Raw genomic sequence first — 15,727 nt, forward strand, 5'->3', positions numbered from 1 at the left:
TGATCGGCTCAGGGCCCCGGTGACCGTGTACCGGGGTGGCCGCAAAACGGGGCGGCTCCTGGGGGGCCGGGCACGTACCCTTTTCTGTTGTGCCGAACGCCAACGAAGACAACCCCAGTGCCCTGAGTCAGGTGCAGCTCCGCGCGGTCAGTGAACTGCTGCGGGTCGCTCCTGTCGCCGACGAGCTCGGCCGCCGTTTCCAGGAGGCGGGCTTCCGCCTCGCCCTGGTCGGTGGGTCCGTCCGCGACGCGCTGCTGGGGCGTCTCGGCAACGATCTCGACTTCACCACCGATGCCCGCCCCGAGGACGTTCTGAAGATCGTCCGGCCGTGGGCGGACTCGGTGTGGGACGTCGGTATCGCGTTCGGCACCGTCGGGGCGCAGAAGAGCGCCCGCGTCGGGGACGCCGTACGGAATTTCCAGATCGAGGTGACGACGTACCGTTCGGAGGCCTACGACCGTACGTCGCGCAAGCCCGAGGTCTCCTACGGCGACTCGATCGACGACGACCTGGTCCGGCGTGACTTCACGGTCAACGCCATGGCCCTGGCCCTGCCCGAGCAGGAGTTCATCGACCCGCACGGCGGTCTGGAGGACCTGGCCGCCGGTGTGCTGCGCACGCCCGGAACCCCGGAGGAATCCTTCTCCGACGACCCGCTGCGGATGCTGCGGGCGGCGCGTTTCGCCGCGCAGCTGGACTTCGAGGTCGCCCCGGAGGTCGTCGCGGCCATGAAGGCGATGTCCGAGCGGATCGAGATCGTTTCCGCGGAGCGGGTCCAGGGCGAGCTGAACAAGCTCATCCTGTCCGTCCACCCGCGCAAGGGTCTGGGCCTGCTGGTGGACACGGGGCTGGCCGACCGGGTGCTTCCCGAGCTGCCCGCGCTGCGGCTGGAGAGTGATGAGCACCACAGGCACAAGGACGTCTACGACCACTCGCTGATCGTGCTGGAGCAGGCGATCGCACTGGAGGAGGACGGCCCGGACCTGGTCCTGCGGCTCGCGGCGCTGCTGCACGACATCGGCAAGCCCCGGACCCGCCGGTTCGAGAACGATGGCCGGGTCTCCTTCCACCACCACGAGGTGGTCGGAGCGAAGATGACCAAGAAGCGGCTCACCGCTCTGAAGTACTCCAACGACATGATCAAGGACGTGTCCCGGCTGGTGGAGCTGCACCTGCGCTTCCACGGCTACGGCGACGGGGAGTGGACCGACTCCGCGGTCCGGCGCTACGTCCGCGACGCCGGTCCGCTGCTGGAGCGTCTGCACAAGCTGACCCGGTCCGACTGCACCACGCGCAACAAGCGCAAGGCCAATGCCCTCTCCCGGACCTACGACGGGCTGGAGGAGCGCATCGGGCAGCTGCAGGAGCAGGAGGAGCTGGACGCGATCCGGCCCGACCTGGACGGCAACGAGATCATGCAGGTGCTCGACGTGGGTCCTGGTCCGGTGATCGGCAAGGCCTATGCCTTCCTGCTGGAGCTGCGGCTGGAGAACGGTCCGATGGGCCGTGACGCCGCTGTCGTCGCGCTGAGGGAGTGGTGGGCCGCGCAGGCCTGACGCACGAACGCCGGGGCCGATGTTTCACGTGAAACATCGGCCCCGGCGTTCGTCAGAGCTGATGTTTCACGTGAAACGTCGCTCGCCGCGGGCCAGGAAGACGGCGGTCGCGGCGTAGAGCGCGGACACGATGAGGATCAGGATCACGGACCGTCCGTCGGCGGGGAGCATCAGGGAGGCCACCGCCGCCGCGCCGACGAAGGCGACGTTGAACAGCACGTCGTAGACGGAGAAGACGCGGCCGCGGTAGTCGTCGTCCACCCGGGACTGCACTTCGGTGTCGGTGGCGATCTTGGCGCCCTGGGTGGCGAGGCCGAGTACGAACGCGGCGGCCAGCATGGGCTCCGGGGCGAAGAACAGGCCGAGGGCCGGTACGAGGACGGCGGCACCCGCGGAGCACGCGGTGATCCAGCCGAGCGGGCCCAGGCGGCCCACCAGCCAGGGGGTCACCACGGCGGCGGCGAAGAATCCGGCCCCGGAGACGCCGACGGCGATTCCCAGCAGCGCCAGCCCGTCGGACTCGTTGTCCGACCAGGAGTAGCGGCAGAGCATCAGCAGCATCACGAACAGGGCCCCGTAGCAGAACCGCATCAGGGTCATCGCGGTGAGCGCCCGGGCCGCCTCGCGCCGGGAGGCGAGGTGGCGCAGGCCCTCGGCCATCCCCCGCACCGTGAGAGCGATCCCCTCGGTGACCGAGGGATGGGCCCGGCCGGCGGGGTGGTCCGGCCCGAGGAGGCCGATGGCCAGTTGCAGGGAGACGAGGGCCGCGGACAGGTAGAGCCCGGCGCCCAGGAGCACGACGAGGGCGTTGGAGTCGGAGGCCAGCAGCCGGACGAGGAAGGCCAGCCCGCCGCCCGCCACCGCCGCGAGGGTTCCTGCGGTGGGGGAGAGCGCGTTCGCGGTGACCAGCTGATCGGGTCCGACGACGTGGGGCAGCGAGGCGGCGAGCCCGGACAGCACGAAGCGGTTGACGGCGGTCACCGACAGGGCCGAGGCGTAGAACAGCCAGGCGGGCACCTGCGCGACGATCAGCATTCCGGTGACGCAGGCGAGGAAGGCCCGCAGGAGATTGCCGTAGAGGAAGACCTGGCGGCGGCGCCAGCGGTCGAGCAGCACCCCGGCGAAGGGGCCGATTGCCGAATAGGGCAGCAGCAGTACCGCCATGGCGGAGGCGATGGACGCCGGGGAGGTCTGCTTCTCCGGGGAGAAGACGACGTAGGTGGCGAGTGCGACCTGGTAGACGCCGTCCGCGGCCTGGGAGAGCAGCCGGACGGCGAGCAGGTTGCGGAAATCCCTCAGGCGCAGGAGTACGCGCAGATCACGTACGACAGGCATGAGGGCAAGGGTCACATACGCGGAGGGTCCCCGGGCACATTGCCCGGGGACCCTCCGCGGAAGAACTGCCGAAGTCCAGGTGTCGTGAAGACCCTTGGGTACGGTTAGCGCTCGACCTCGCCCTTGATGAACTTCTCGACGTTGACCAGGGCCTCGTCGTCGAAGTACTGCACCGGCGGGGACTTCATGAAGTAGCTGGACGCCGACAGGATCGGGCCGCCGATGCCGCGGTCCTTGGCGATCTTCGCGGCGCGCAGGGCGTCGATGATGACACCGGCCGAGTTCGGGGAGTCCCACACCTCGAGCTTGTACTCGAGGTTCAGCGGGACGTCACCGAAGGCGCGACCCTCCAGGCGGACATAGGCCCACTTGCGGTCGTCGAGCCACGCGACGTAGTCGGACGGGCCGATGTGGACGTTCTTCTCGCCGAGCTCACGGTCGGGGATCTGCGAGGTGACGGCCTGCGTCTTGGAGATCTTCTTCGACTCGAGGCGGTCGCGCTCCAGCATGTTCTTGAAGTCCATGTTGCCGCCGACGTTGAGCTGCATGGTGCGCTCAAGACGGACACCGCGGTCCTCGAACAGCTTCGCCATCACGCGGTGCGTGATGGTGGCGCCGACCTGCGACTTGATGTCGTCGCCGACGATCGGGACACCGGCCTCGGTGAACTTGTCCGCCCACTCCTTGGTGCCGGCGATGAAGACCGGGAGGGCGTTGACGAAGGCGACCTTGGCGTCGATGGCGCACTGGGCGTAGAACTTCGCCGCGTCCTCGGAACCGACCGGCAGGTAGCAGATCAGGACGTCGACCTCGCGGTCCTTGAGGACCTGGACCACGTCGACCGGAGCCTCGGCGGACTCCTCGATCGTCAGGCGGTAGTACTTGCCCAGGCCGTCGTAGGTGTGGCCGCGCTGAACGGTCACACCGGCGCTCGGGACGTCGCAGATCTTGATGGTGTTGTTCTCGCTGGCGCCGATGGCGTCCGAAAGGTCGAGGCCGACCTTCTTCGCGTCGACGTCGAACGCGGCGACGAACTCGATGTCACTCACGTGGTAGTCGCCGAACTGGACGTGCATCAGACCGGGGACCTTGGCCGCCGGGTCGGCGTCCTTGTAGTACTCGACGCCCTGCACCAGCGAGGCGGCGCAGTTGCCTACGCCGACGATGGCTACGCGAACCGAACCCATTCCGGTTGCTCCCTGTTTGTTCTCGGACGAGGTCTGCGAGATGCAGGCCTCATTTTTCAGTTTCGTCGGACGGACCGGATCGTCTCCGATCCCGTCCCGCCCGCTCACTCTCGATGAGCTCGTTCAGCCAGCGCACTTCGCGCTCCACGGACTCCATGCCGTGCCGCTGCAGCTCCAGCGTGTAGTCGTCGAGACGCTCCCGCGTCCGGGCGATCGAGGCACGCATCTTCTCCAGACGCTCCTCCAGCCGGCTGCGGCGGCCCTCCAGCACCCGCATGCGAACGTCTCGTTCGGTCTGGCCGAAGAAGGCGAAGCGGGCGGCGAAGGACTCGTCCTCCCAGGTGTCGGGGCCCGTGTGGGAGAGCAGCTCCTCGAAGTGCTCCTTACCCGCGGCCGTCAACCGGTAGACGATCTTGGCGCGGCGCCCTGCGAGTGAAGCGGCGAGAGCGTCCTCCGGGGCGTTGCCCGGCTCTTCGATCAACCAGCCGTTGGCGACCAGCGTCTTGAGGCAGGGGTAGAGCGTCCCGTAGCTGAAGGCTCTGAACACCCCCAGCGAGGTGTTGAGCCGCTTGCGCAGCTCGTAGCCGTGCATGGGGGATTCGCGAAGCAGGCCGAGGACGGCGAACTCGAGGATGCCTGAGCGTCTGCTCATCCGCCTGCCTCTCCTCCGCCCCTGAGTCTTTATACCGAGCTGATGTATCGACTCGATACATCCAGACGATAGAACGGGCCGCTCTGATCGACAAGGGGGGACGTGGTGACCGGTGTCACATCACCAATTCGCACCAGGCACGTTGCCTGATTTGGGGTGAACTTCGGCACTGGGCGCGTTTTGAGCGTGCGTAGTCTGTGCGCCATGACACCGGGGGGACCGAAACCAATCTGCCGCTTCCAGGCCACTCGCCTGCCCGAGGAGTAGTCGTTCGATGAGCGAGCACCGTCGCAAACCGCCGCAGCCCGAGGGCGGTGGGCGCGCCTCAGCCCGCCGCGCCGCCCAGCCGCGCCCCGGAAGGGGCGCGGCCGGACGTGACGTCCCCACGGCGTCACACAGTGGCCCGTACGCACCGCAGCCCGCCCAGGGCAGCCGTGCCGAGACCCGCAGGGCCGCCCAGAGAGGCAGCGGCCGCGGGAGAGGAACCGGCACCGCCATGCGCGGCACCGGGCGACCGGACAAGCGACTCATCAACTACCCGCGGTCCGACCGGGACGGCTGGAAGCGCTTCGTGCCGTCCTGGAAGTTCGTCGCCGGCACGGCCCTGGGCTTCTTCGCGGTCATCACGGCCGGTACCGGTATCGGTATCGCCATGGTGAGCACGCCGGACCCGAACAAGGCGGCGCAGGCGCAGAACAACGTCTTCTACTGGGCCGACGGCAGCCAGATGGTGGCGACGGGCGGTTCGATGAACCGGCAGATCGTGCCCATCTCCAGCATCCCCCGGTCGATGAGGGACGCCGTGATCGCGGCGGAGAACGAGTCCTTCGAGACGGACAAGGGCGTGGACCCGATGGGTGTCGGCCGTGCCGTGTGGAACATGGCCACGGGCGGCTCCACCCAGGGCGGCTCGACCATCACCCAGCAGTACGTGAAGAACACCTACCTGGACTCCGACCAGACGCTCAAGCGGAAGGCCACCGAGCTCTTCATCGCGATAAGGCTGGGTGTCTCCGAGCCGAAGGACAAGGTCCTCGCGGGCTACCTGAACACCGCCTACTACGGCCGGGACGCCTATGGGATCCAGGCCGCGGCCCGCGCCTACTTCGGCAAGGACAGCCAGGACCTGAACCCCTCCGAGTGCGCCTTCCTGGCCGCCGTGCTGAAGGGCCCCAACCTCTACAACCCGGACGGCGGCATCGGCGCCGCGGCCACCCCCGCCCTCAACGAGAAGCGGGCCCGGGAGCGCTGGAGCTGGGTGCTGGACCGCGAGGTCGAGGTCGGCCGGATGGACAAGGCCACGCGGGCGAAGTTCACGGACGCGGACTTCCCCCCGCGCGTCGAGTCGGAGCAGGCCCGTGGCATGACCGGCCAGATCGGCTACCTGGTCGACACGGCCAAGGCCTACGTGATGAAGGCCAAGGGCATCACCCCTGAGCAGATGGCCATGGGCGGCTACCGGATCAAGACCACCTTCGAGAAGCCGAGGGTGGACGCCCTGGTCAAGGCGGTCGAGGACACCCGTAACGGGTTCATCGACGAGAAGGGCCGCCCCGAGACGGACACCTTCGTGCAGTTCGGCGCGGCCTCCGTGGACGTGAAGACCGGGGCCCTCGTCGCCCTGTACGGCGGCCCGGGCTGGGACCACAAGTACTTCAGCAACAACGCCAACTCCAGCGGTGTCCCGGTCGGCTCGACCTGGAAGCCGTACGTGCTGGCGGCGGCGATGGAGTACGGCACCCAGAACTCCAAGGGCAAGGGCATCTCGGCCGACAGCAAGTACATGGCCAACGACCTCACCGTGATCAACAACCGTGAGGGCAGGCCCCTGCGCGACGCGTCGGGCGCGCCGTTCAAGCAGAAGAACGAGAGCCCCACCGCCTTCGGGTACGTGACCCTCAACGAGGCGATGGAGAAGTCCATCAACGTCCCGTTCGCCCAGCTCGTCTTCGATGTCGGCCACGACAAGGTCAGGGCCGTGGCCAAGTCCACGGGCATCCTGGAGGAGTCGGTCAACCCGAACAACGACGCCTCCTTCGCCCTCGGTACCTCCACCCCGAGCGCCATCCGCATGGCCGACTCGTACGCGACCTTCGCCGCCTCCGGCACGCACCGCGAGCCGTTCTCCGTGACCGAGGTCGAGAAGAACGGCGAGAAGCAGGCGGGCTTCGAGGCCCCCAAGGCCCAGCGGGCCATGGACAGCGCCGTGGCGGACAACATCACCAAGGTGCTGGAGAACGTCGTCGAGAACGGCACCGGCAAGAAGGTCAAGAAGCTGGGCCGGCCCGCTGCGGGCAAGACCGGTACCACGGACGAGAACAAGTCGGCGTGGTTCGTCGGCTACACCCCGGAGCTGTCCACCTCGGTGGTCCTCTTCCGCACCGACCCCAACTCGCCGGACAAGAAGCTGATCTCCATGAAGGGCGTGGGCGACATCCCCTCCCTCCACGGTGGCGACATCCCGGCCGAGATCTGGACCGAGTACATGGGCGAAGCGCTCAAGGGTCTCCCGGTCAAGCAGTTCCCGGAGGCCGAGGACATCGGCGTGACCGCCGACTCGGCTGGCGCCCCCTCCCCCACGCCCTCGGCCGTAGTCCCGGCGTCCCCCTCCCCGTCGACGCTCCCGCCGAGCTCCCCGCCGCCGTCCCCCTCCCCGTCCAAGGGCGGCCGGCCGTCCTGCCCGCCGTGGAAGCTGTACTGCGACCCGGACACCACGCGCGGGACCACCAACGGAGGCACGGACACCGGCACCACCTCCGGCGACACGTCCGGCACCAGCACCGGGGTGACCGGCGGATCCTCCGGATCACCCTCCCCGACGCAGACCGGCAAACCGGGCCGCCCGGGCGGTATCACCGGCGGGTTCGACGGCTCCGGCACCGAGTGACCCGTACCGCCGCCCCGTGAGCCGAGGAAGGCCGTCGCACCCCCTGTGCGACGGCCTTCCCCCGTGTCCGGTCCGGTACGGCAGGATGAGCCCATGACCAAGGTGCACGAGGACAGCCCCGTTCTGCCGACGCAGCAGGACGAGGTCGCCGCAGCCGGCAGTGAGCTCATCGGCGGCCCGCTCGGCCGCTATGCCAGGCTCGGCGGGCACTGGCTGGGGCCGGTCCGGGTCGTGGCGCTCATCGCCATCGGCATGTTCGCGCTCGGCATGGTCCAGAAGCTGCCCTGCTACGACTGGGCGTGGTTCCGGGGGGCGGGCTCGCAGTACACCCACGCCTGCTACTCCGACATCCCGCACCTGTACGCGGTACGCGGTTTCGCCGACAACCTGACGCCCTACTTCGACCGGCTCCCCGGCGACATGGAGTACCTGGAGTACCCGGTGCTCACCGGGCTCTTCATGGAGATCGCCTCCTGGCTGACCCCCGGCAGCGGCTCCATGCAGCACCGCGAACAGATGTACTGGATGGTCAACGCGGGCATGCTGATGGCCTGCGCGGCCGTCATCGCCGTGTGCGTCGCCCGCACCCACCGCCGCCGCCCCTGGGACGCCCTGCTCTTCGCCCTGGCGCCCGCCTTCGCCCTGACGGCGACGATCAACTGGGACCTGCTGGCCATCGCCCTGACCGCCGCCGCGATGCTCATGTGGTCCCGCGGCCGGACGGTCCTCTTCGGCATCCTCATCGGCCTGGCCACCGCGGCCAAGCTCTACCCCGTACTGCTGCTCGGGGCGCTGTTCGTGCTCTGCTGGCGGGCCGGGAAGTGGCGCGCCTTCGGCGCCGCCGTACTGGGCGCGGCCGGAGCCTGGCTCGTGGTCAACCTGCCGGTCATGCTCTTCGCCTGGGACGGCTGGAAGAAGTTCTACACCTTCAGCCAGGAACGGCCCATCGACTTCGGCTCGGTGTGGCTGCTGATCTCCCAGCGCTCGGGCAACTCGCTGGAGGGCGCCAACACGTACGCGACCGGGCTGACGCTCCTGCTGTGCGGGGCCGTCGGACTGCTCACCCTGACCGCCCCGCGCCGGCCCCGCTTCGCACAGCTGGCCTTCCTCGTCGTCGCCGCCTTCATCCTGTGCAACAAGGTCTACTCGCCGCAGTACGTGCTGTGGCTCATCCCGCTCGCCGCACTGGCCCGGCCGCGCTGGCGGGACTTCCTCATCTGGCAGGCCGGCGAGGTCGTCTACTTCCTCGGGATCTGGTTCTACCTCGCCTACACGGCCAGCGCCGACAAGCACCAGGGCCTGCCCGTGGAGGGCTACCAGCTGGCGATCATCGCCCACCTGCTGACCACCCTGTACCTGTGCGCGGTCATCGTCCGGGACATCCTGATGCCCGAGCGGGACGTCGTACGGCGGGACGGCTCGGACGACCCCTCCGGTGGCGTCCTGGACGGCGCGGAGGACGTGTTCGTGCTGTCGGACGCGGCGAGGGCGCCGCGGTACGCGACGCCCTCGGATGGACAGCGGGTCGCCTGGGGCGTGAGCTCCCAGGACTGACCGGTCGGACTCAGGCGTCGAGCACCCGGTCGAACTGCGTGGTGGTGTGGCGCAGGTGCGCCACCAGCTCGTCGCCGACCTTCGGCTCGGTCGCGTCCGAGGGCACGAACAGGATCGACACCTGCATGTGCGGCGGCTCCGCGAACCAGCGCTGCTTGCCCGCCCACACGAAAGGCGAAAGGTTCCGGTTGACCGTGGCCAGACCCGCCCGTGCGACGCCCTTGGCGCGCGGCATCACACCGTGGAGCGCCTTGGGGGCCTCCAGCCCCACCCCGTGGGAGGTACCGCCGGCGACCACGACCAGCCAGCCGTCGGAGGCGGCCTTCTGCTGCCGGTAGCCGAACCGGTCGCCCTTGGCCACGCGCGTGACGTCGAGGACCGCGCCGCGGTACTCGGTGGCCTCGTGGTCGCCCAGCCACAGCCGGGTGCCGATACGGGCCCGGAAGCGGGTCTGCGGGAACTGCTGCTGCAGCCGCGCGAGCTCCGTGGCCCGCAGGTGGCTGACGAACATGGTGTGCAGCGGCAGCCGGGCCGCCCGCAGCCGGTCCATCCAGCCGATGACCTCCTCGACGGCGTCCGAGCCGTCCGGGCGGTCCAGGGGCAGGTGCAGGGCGAAGCCCTCCAGCCGGACGTCCTCGATGGCGGCGTGCAGCTGGCCGAGGTCCTGCTCGGAGATGCCGTGGCGGCGCATCGAGCTCATGCACTCGATGACCACCCGGGCGCCCACCAGACCGCGCACCCCGTCCAGCGACGCGACCGAACGGATGACCCGGTCGGGCAGCGGTACCGGGTCCTCGCCCCGCCGGAACGGGGTGAGGACGAGCAGGTCGCCGCCGAACCGGTCCTTGATGCTGGCGGCCTCGTACGTCGTTCCCACGGCCAGGATGTCGGCGCCCATGCGGGTCGCCTCCTCGCAGAGCCGCTCGTGGCCGAAGCCGTAGCCGTTGCCCTTGCAGACCGGGATCAGACCGGGGAACTGGTCCTGGATCTGCTTCTGGTGCGCACGCCAGCGCGCGGTGTCGACGTAGAGCGTGAGCGCCATGCCCGTCCGGAACCTCTCCTGAGAAGCTGCGTGGTGCAGCGGTGCTGTGTGTGCGTGTGGGGCGGGGTGGGGCCGGTCAGCGGCGCGACATGTAGATGTCGAGAGCCTTGTGCAGCACCTTGTTGAGCGGGAAGTCCCACTCGCCGACGTACTCCACGGCCTCGCCGCCCGTACCGACCTTGAACTGGATCAGACCGAACAAGTGGTCGTTCTCGTCCAGCGTGTCAGAGATGCCGCGCAGGTCGTAGACGCTTGCGCCGAGCGCGTACGAGTCGCGCAGCATGCGCCACTGCATCGCGTTCGAGGGGCGGACCTCGCGCTTGTGGTTGGCGGAGGCGCCGTAGGAGTACCAGACGTGCTGGCCGACGGTGAGCATCGTGGCGGCGGCCAGCGGCTCTCCCTCGTGCGTGGCGATGTAGAGGCGCATCCGGTTGGGGTCCTCGGAGTTGAGGGCCGTCCACTGGCGCTGGAAGTAGCTGAGCGGACGCGGGCGGAACTTGTCGCGCTCGGCCGTGATCTCGTACAGGTGCTGCCAGGTCGGCAGGTCGTCGTAGCCGCCCTGGACGACCTCGACGCCGGCCTTCTCGGCCTTCTTGATGTTGCGGCGCCACAGCTGGTTGAAGCCCTTGAGGACGTCGTCCAGCGAGCGGTTGGCCAGCGGTACCTGGAACACGTAGCGCGGCTGGACGTCGCCGAAGCCGGCGCCGCCGTCCTCGGCCTGCTGCCAGCCCATGCGGCGCAGCTTGTCCGACACCTCGAAGGCGCGGGGCTCGATGACCGAGGCCTCCACGTCGCGCAGGCGCTTCACGTTCGGGTCCTGGATACCGGCCTTGATGGCGGTCGAGTTCCAGCGGCGGATGACGACGGGCGGGCCCATCTTCACGGTGAAGGCGCCCTGCTGCTTGAGGTGGGCCAGCATCGGCTGGAGCCATTCCTCCAGATTCGGGGCATACCAGTTGATGACCGGGCCCTCGGGCAGGTACGCGAGGTACCGCTTCACCTTGGGCAGCTGCCGGTACAACACGAGGGCCGCTCCGACGAGTTCGTCGGACTCGTTGAACCATCCGAGGTTCTCGGAACGCCACTCGTTCTTCACGTCGGCCCACGCCGGGACCTGGCAGTGGCTAGCCGAGGGCAGGCTCTGGAGGTAACCCAGATGCTGCTCTCGGCTGATGGTCCTCAGGGACAGGCTCATGCGGGGCGTCTCCTCCGGCGGCTTCGCTGGCTATGGCGCGAAGCCTACTGCGACAGGTGCGCCACCCTTCTGGGGGACGGGCCGTGGGCCCGGGCCGGTGCGTGGCCGGCGCCCTGCCGCGGAGGTGTCCCGGCCGGCCGGGTCAGCCCCCGAAGAGGCCGCCGTGGAACATGCCGATGTAGAAGCCGATGGCAGACGCGCCAAGGCCGATGATCAGCGCGAAGCGCTCGCGTGTCGTGACGGAGACGAACTGTCCGTACGCGCCGGTCAGGATTCCGATCAGCCCGGCCCACGAGCTGATCAGGTGCAGGTTGTGGAAGAAGGCCGTGACGAACGCCACGGCACCGAGGGTCAGAGTGACCGCCATCAGGGTGTCCTGCAGCGGGTGGGGCTTGCCGTCGGTGGAGAGCAGGGAGATCTGAGGGGGCCGCATTGCCTGTGCCATCGGAAGGGCACCTCCTGGCTGAAGCTGGCGGTGCTGCGGGCTGCCTGCGGCAAGGGGCCGAGGGCATGGCACCGAGCACACCCGATGGATACAGATTGTGGCCCTCTCCCGGCGGATTTCAACCGGAAGGACGCGAGCAGGTAGTCTGTACAGCTGCGCGGTGTCTGCTCTACGGACGCCGTGCTCACGCATCACGACCCTCCTGCCACGGAACGACCGTGGCCGCTGAGTCCAAAGGAGGTGGGTTCCACATGCGTCACTACGAAGTGATGGTCATCCTCGACCCCGATCTCGAGGAGCGCGCTGTCTCCCCGCTGATCGAGAACTTCCTCTCCGTCGTCCGTGAGGGCAACGGAAAGGTCGAGAAGGTCGACACCTGGGGCCGTCGTCGTCTCGCTTACGAGATCAAGAAGAAGCCCGAGGGCATCTACTCGGTCATCGACCTTCAGGCCGAGCCTGCGGTCGTCAAGGAGCTTGACCGACAGATGAACCTGAACGAGTCGGTTCTCCGGACCAAGGTCCTTCGCCCCGAGACCCACTGAACTTCGGTTCAGCGGTAATCGGGATCGAGTAGCACAGCAGCCCAGCAGCAATCCCCGCCGAGAGGTTCATCCATGGCAGGCGAGACCGTCATCACGGTCGTCGGCAATCTCGTCGACGACCCCGAGCTGCGCTTCACCCCCTCGGGTGCGGCGGTCGCGAAGTTCCGTGTCGCGTCCACCCCCCGCACCTTCGACCGTCAGACCAATGAGTGGAAGGACGGCGAGAGCCTGTTCCTGACCTGCTCGGTGTGGCGGCAGGCGGCGGAGAACGTCGCCGAGTCCCTCCAGCGAGGCATGCGCGTCATCGTGCAGGGCCGGCTGAGGCAGCGGTCGTACGAGGACCGTGAGGGTGTCAAGCGCACGGTCTACGAGCTGGACGTCGAGGAAGTCGGCCCCAGCCTGAAGAACGCCACGGCCAAGGTCGCCAAGACCACCGGTCGCGGTGGCCAGGGTGGATACGGCGGCGGCGGTCAGCAGCAGGGCGGCGGCGGTGGCAACTGGGGCGGAGCCCCCGGTGGCCAGCCGCAGCAGGGCGGCGGAGCTCCCTCCGACGACCCGTGGTCGTCCAGCGCGCCGGCCGGTGGCCAGCAGCAGGGCGGCGGCGGGGGCGGTTGGGGCGGAAGCTCCGGCGGTTCCGGCGGTGGCTACTCGGACGAGCCGCCCTTCTAGGGCAGCTCGCATCCCCACTTCTTGATCACACAGGAGAGACACAATGGCGAAGCCGCCTGTGCGCAAGCCTAAGAAGAAGGTCTGCGCATTCTGCAAGGACAAGACCGCGTACGTGGACTACAAGGACACGAACATGCTGCGGAAGTTCATTTCCGACCGTGGCAAGATCCGTGCCCGCCGCGTTACCGGCAACTGCACGCAGCACCAGCGTGACGTCGCCACGGCCGTCAAGAACAGCCGTGAGATGGCGCTGCTGCCCTACACGTCCACCGCGCGATAAGGAAAGGGTGACCGACTAATGAAGATCATCCTGACCCACGAGGTTTCTGGCCTCGGTGCCGCCGGCGATGTCGTCGACGTCAAGGACGGTTACGCTCGCAACTACCTGGTCCCGCGTGGTTTCGCGATCCGCTGGACCAAGGGTGGCGAGAAGGACGTGGCGCAGATCCGCCGCGCCCGCAAGATCCACGAGATCGCGACCATCGAGCAGGCCAACGAGGTCAAGGCCAAGCTCGAGGGTGTGAAGGTCCGTCTGGCCACCCGCGCGGGTGACGCCGGTCGTCTCTTCGGTTCCGTGACCCCGGCCGACATCGCCACGGCGATCGAGTCCTCGGGCGGCCCGAAGGTCGACAAGCGCCGCGTGGAGCTCGGCTCCCCGATCAAGACCCTCGGTTCGTACCAGGTCTCCGTGCGTCTGCACGCCGACGTGGCCGCGAACGTGGGCATCGAGGTCGTCGCCGCCTAAGGGCTGCGCTCGAAGGGCCGCACCCCACCGGGGTGCGGCCCTTCGTCGTTGTCGGCGGTGTTTCACGTGAAACATGCCCGTGCCGGCCCGCCGTGTTTCACGTGAAACACGGCGGGGTCCGGCCACCCGCTACGAGCGGGTGGCTCCCGCGATCAGCCACCGGCCTGAGCCGGCGCGCAGCCGGAGAGTGATCATCCGGACCACCATCATCAGCGTCATTGCCCACCAGAGCGCCGTGAGGCCGCCGCCGAGGATCGGCACGAGCAGTGCGGCCGGGGCGAAGGCGGCCAGCGTCAGGAGCATGGCCCGGGCCAGGTAGCGGCCGTCTCCGGCGCCCATCAGCACCCCGTCGAGCACGAAGACGATGCCGGAGACGGGCTGGGAGAGGGCCACGACCAGCAGGGCCGGCAGCAGGGCCGCCTCGACGGCCGGATCACTGGTGAACAGCGGGATGAACACCGGGCGGGCCAGGACGACCAGCAGGCCGAGTATGACGCCCGAGGCGATCCCCCACTGCACCATGCGGCGGCAGACGGCCCTGGCGCCGTCGGTGTCGCCCGCGCCCAGGTAGCGGCCGATGATCGCCTGCCCGGCGATCGCTATGGCGTCCAGGGCGAAGGCGAGCAGGCTCCACAGGGAGAGCAGGATCTGGTGGGCGGCAATGTCGGCGTCGCCGAGCCGGGCGGCCACGGCGGTGGCGATCATCAGGATGGCGCGCAGCGACAGGGTGCGGACCAGCAGCGGGGCGCCCGCCTGGGCACAGGCCCGGATGCCCGCGGGGTCGGGACGCAGCGAGGCGCCGTGGCGCCGGGCTCCGCGGACGACCACGACGAGGTAGGCGGCGGCCATGGCGCACTGGGCGATGACCGTGCCCCAGGCCGAGCCGGCGATGCCGAGCCCCGCACCGTAGACCAGGGCGACGTTCAGGCCCGCGTTGAGGGCGAAGCCGCCGATGGCGACGTAGAGCGGCGTACGGGTGTCCTGGAGGCCGCGGATGACCCCGGTGGCGGCCAGGACCATGAGCATGGCCGGGATGCCGAGAGCGGAGATCCGCAGATAGGTGATCGCGTACGGGGCGACGGTGTCGGAGGCCCCGAAGAGCGAGACCAGTGACGGTGTCGCGGGAAGCACCACGGCGACGACGGCCGCGCCCAGCAGGAGGGCGAGCCAGATGCCGTCGATCCCCTGCCGGATGGCTGCCTGGAGGTCTCCTGCGCCGACGCGGCGGGAGACGGCCGCGGTGGTGGCGTAGGCGAGGAAGACGAACACGCTCACGGCGGTGGTGAGTACCGCGGCAGCGATGCCGAGGCCGGCCAGCTGGGGGGTTCCGAGGTGCCCCACGATGGCGCTGTCGGCCATCACGAAGAGGGGCTCGGCGACGAGTGCGCCGAAGGCAGGGAGAGCGAGTGCGAAGATCTCTCGGTCGTGCCGTCGCGGCCCTGCCTTGGGTGTCGCGAGAGCCTGTGTCATGCGCTCAATCTAATCTTCCACAGGTAATAGATGCAAGATGATTTGAATCCTTACCGACGCGCTGACTTGGGCGTTCCTCGCACCTCGTTGGAGGCGATCTTGAGACAGTGTCCAAGAATTTTCTCCACCGCTGCCTCTGGAGGAGGAAATCGCAGGTCAGGCGGGGTGGAGGGGTGTCGCGGGTGATTTTGTCCACAGCGTCGTCCCCCGGTCCGTGCACAGCTTCCGGCGAGTTACCCACAGCATTGGTGCCGTCATCCACATGTCGTCCACACAGCCTGTGGATAACAAGATTGGCTGACGCCGCTCTCGGGCCTACCGTGGTGCGTTGCCCGACTCGCCGACGGCGGATTCGGGTGCCCCAAATGTCAGAGCCGTGTCGTAGAAAGAGTGACACGGCGAGGTCCGCGTTGCGGACGGGAGGAGGCGGCCCGGTGAGCATGCCCGA

The 15,727-nt window shown here is 68.7% G+C and carries 14 protein-coding genes; 7 read left to right on the top strand and 7 right to left on the bottom strand.

The annotated features are described in order from the left end of the window. Nucleotides 1–89 precede the first annotated feature (89 nt). On the top strand, nucleotides 90–1,556 hold the full coding sequence (locus tag ACFY04_RS29160; RefSeq protein ID WP_389121181.1) for a CCA tRNA nucleotidyltransferase: 1,467 nt from the start codon (nucleotides 90–92) through the stop codon (nucleotides 1,554–1,556). Between the two features lie 66 nt (nucleotides 1,557–1,622). Here the strand turns inward: ACFY04_RS29160 and ACFY04_RS29165 are convergent, their stop codons facing one another. From ACFY04_RS29165 to ACFY04_RS29175, 3 genes are all read right to left on the bottom strand, one after another. Continuing rightward, nucleotides 1,623–2,891, bottom strand: a complete 1,269-nt coding sequence (locus ACFY04_RS29165; RefSeq protein WP_389121182.1) for an MFS transporter — start codon at nucleotides 2,889–2,891, stop codon at nucleotides 1,623–1,625. A 104-nt stretch (nucleotides 2,892–2,995) separates the two neighbouring features. Beyond that, nucleotides 2,996–4,078, bottom strand: coding sequence for an inositol-3-phosphate synthase (locus ACFY04_RS29170; RefSeq protein WP_389121183.1), 1,083 nt, complete (start codon nucleotides 4,076–4,078; stop codon nucleotides 2,996–2,998). Nucleotides 4,079–4,127: 49 nt separating this feature from the next. Continuing rightward, on the bottom strand, nucleotides 4,128–4,730 hold the full coding sequence (locus ACFY04_RS29175) for a PadR family transcriptional regulator (protein WP_030008393.1): 603 nt from the start codon (nucleotides 4,728–4,730) through the stop codon (nucleotides 4,128–4,130). A gap of 274 nt (nucleotides 4,731–5,004) precedes the next feature. On the opposite strand from ACFY04_RS29175, the gene ACFY04_RS29180 reads away from it, so the two are divergent. Then, entirely contained in the window at nucleotides 5,005–7,617 is a 2,613-nt protein-coding gene (locus ACFY04_RS29180; RefSeq protein WP_389121185.1) for a transglycosylase domain-containing protein, read from the top strand. Between the two features lie 93 nt (nucleotides 7,618–7,710). Then, the gene (locus ACFY04_RS29185; protein ID WP_389121186.1) at nucleotides 7,711–9,171 is read left to right on the top strand and encodes a glycosyltransferase family 87 protein; all 1,461 of its coding nucleotides are present in this window, start codon (nucleotides 7,711–7,713) and stop codon (nucleotides 9,169–9,171) included. A gap of 10 nt (nucleotides 9,172–9,181) precedes the next feature. Here the strand turns inward: ACFY04_RS29185 and ACFY04_RS29190 are convergent, their stop codons facing one another. The 3 genes from ACFY04_RS29190 to ACFY04_RS29200 form a co-directional block, all read right to left on the bottom strand. After that, a complete protein-coding gene (locus ACFY04_RS29190; protein WP_314243216.1) occupies nucleotides 9,182–10,213 on the bottom strand; it encodes an alanine racemase in 1,032 nt (343 codons plus the stop codon). A gap of 76 nt (nucleotides 10,214–10,289) precedes the next feature. Next, the gene (locus ACFY04_RS29195; protein ID WP_030383942.1) at nucleotides 10,290–11,408 is read right to left on the bottom strand and encodes a peptidoglycan bridge formation glycyltransferase FemA/FemB family protein; all 1,119 of its coding nucleotides are present in this window, start codon (nucleotides 11,406–11,408) and stop codon (nucleotides 10,290–10,292) included. A 142-nt stretch (nucleotides 11,409–11,550) separates the two neighbouring features. After that, the gene (locus ACFY04_RS29200; RefSeq protein ID WP_389121188.1) at nucleotides 11,551–11,853 is read right to left on the bottom strand and encodes a hypothetical protein; all 303 of its coding nucleotides are present in this window, start codon (nucleotides 11,851–11,853) and stop codon (nucleotides 11,551–11,553) included. A gap of 251 nt (nucleotides 11,854–12,104) precedes the next feature. Here ACFY04_RS29200 and rpsF point away from each other — a divergent pair, with 251 nt between their 5' ends. The 4 genes from rpsF (at nucleotide 12,105) to rplI (ending at nucleotide 13,809) form a co-directional block, all read left to right on the top strand. Beyond that, the gene (gene rpsF, locus ACFY04_RS29205) at nucleotides 12,105–12,395 is read left to right on the top strand and encodes a 30S ribosomal protein S6 (RefSeq protein WP_004950685.1); all 291 of its coding nucleotides are present in this window, start codon (nucleotides 12,105–12,107) and stop codon (nucleotides 12,393–12,395) included. A 72-nt stretch (nucleotides 12,396–12,467) separates the two neighbouring features. Continuing rightward, nucleotides 12,468–13,064 carry a single-stranded DNA-binding protein gene (locus ACFY04_RS29210; RefSeq protein WP_373044258.1) on the top strand — a complete coding sequence of 199 codons (597 nt, stop codon included), beginning with the start codon at nucleotides 12,468–12,470 and terminating at the stop codon, nucleotides 13,062–13,064. A 43-nt stretch (nucleotides 13,065–13,107) separates the two neighbouring features. Beyond that, on the top strand, nucleotides 13,108–13,344 hold the full coding sequence (rpsR, locus tag ACFY04_RS29215) for a 30S ribosomal protein S18 (protein WP_005315025.1): 237 nt from the start codon (nucleotides 13,108–13,110) through the stop codon (nucleotides 13,342–13,344). 18 nt (nucleotides 13,345–13,362) lie between these two features. Beyond that, a complete protein-coding gene (gene rplI / locus ACFY04_RS29220; protein WP_030008386.1) occupies nucleotides 13,363–13,809 on the top strand; it encodes a 50S ribosomal protein L9 in 447 nt (148 codons plus the stop codon). Between the two features lie 129 nt (nucleotides 13,810–13,938). Here the strand turns inward: rplI and ACFY04_RS29225 are convergent, their stop codons facing one another. Continuing rightward, nucleotides 13,939–15,279 carry an MATE family efflux transporter gene (locus ACFY04_RS29225; protein WP_389121191.1) on the bottom strand — a complete coding sequence of 447 codons (1,341 nt, stop codon included), beginning with the start codon at nucleotides 15,277–15,279 and terminating at the stop codon, nucleotides 13,939–13,941. Nucleotides 15,280–15,727 lie beyond the last annotated feature (448 nt).

It is taken from the genome of Streptomyces sp. NPDC001549 (genome assembly GCF_042894025.1).
In the GTDB taxonomy this organism is placed as follows: Bacteria; Actinomycetota; Actinomycetes; order Streptomycetales; family Streptomycetaceae; genus Streptomyces; species Streptomyces kutzneri.

Excerpts from the sequence above, each read along its gene's own strand:
- ACFY04_RS29200 (WP_389121188.1), bottom strand. The coding sequence starts at position 11,853 with ATGGCACAGGCAATGCGGCCCCCTCAGATCTCCCTGCTCTCCACCGAC.
- ACFY04_RS29170 (WP_389121183.1), bottom strand. The coding sequence starts at position 4,078 with ATGGGTTCGGTTCGCGTAGCCATCGTCGGCGTAGGCAACTGCGCCGCC.
- rpsF (WP_004950685.1), top strand. The coding sequence starts at position 12,105 with ATGCGTCACTACGAAGTGATGGTCATCCTCGACCCCGATCTCGAGGAG.
- ACFY04_RS29210 (WP_373044258.1), top strand. The coding sequence starts at position 12,468 with ATGGCAGGCGAGACCGTCATCACGGTCGTCGGCAATCTCGTCGACGAC.
- ACFY04_RS29190 (WP_314243216.1), bottom strand. The coding sequence starts at position 10,213 with ATGGCGCTCACGCTCTACGTCGACACCGCGCGCTGGCGTGCGCACCAG.
- ACFY04_RS29175 (WP_030008393.1), bottom strand. The coding sequence starts at position 4,730 with ATGAGCAGACGCTCAGGCATCCTCGAGTTCGCCGTCCTCGGCCTGCTT.
- ACFY04_RS29165 (WP_389121182.1), bottom strand. The coding sequence starts at position 2,891 with ATGCCTGTCGTACGTGATCTGCGCGTACTCCTGCGCCTGAGGGATTTC.
- rplI (WP_030008386.1), top strand. The coding sequence starts at position 13,363 with ATGAAGATCATCCTGACCCACGAGGTTTCTGGCCTCGGTGCCGCCGGC.
- rpsR (WP_005315025.1), top strand. The coding sequence starts at position 13,108 with ATGGCGAAGCCGCCTGTGCGCAAGCCTAAGAAGAAGGTCTGCGCATTC.
- ACFY04_RS29195 (WP_030383942.1), bottom strand. The coding sequence starts at position 11,408 with ATGAGCCTGTCCCTGAGGACCATCAGCCGAGAGCAGCATCTGGGTTAC.
- ACFY04_RS29180 (WP_389121185.1), top strand. The coding sequence starts at position 5,005 with ATGAGCGAGCACCGTCGCAAACCGCCGCAGCCCGAGGGCGGTGGGCGC.
- ACFY04_RS29225 (WP_389121191.1), bottom strand. The coding sequence starts at position 15,279 with ATGACACAGGCTCTCGCGACACCCAAGGCAGGGCCGCGACGGCACGAC.
- ACFY04_RS29185 (WP_389121186.1), top strand. The coding sequence starts at position 7,711 with ATGACCAAGGTGCACGAGGACAGCCCCGTTCTGCCGACGCAGCAGGAC.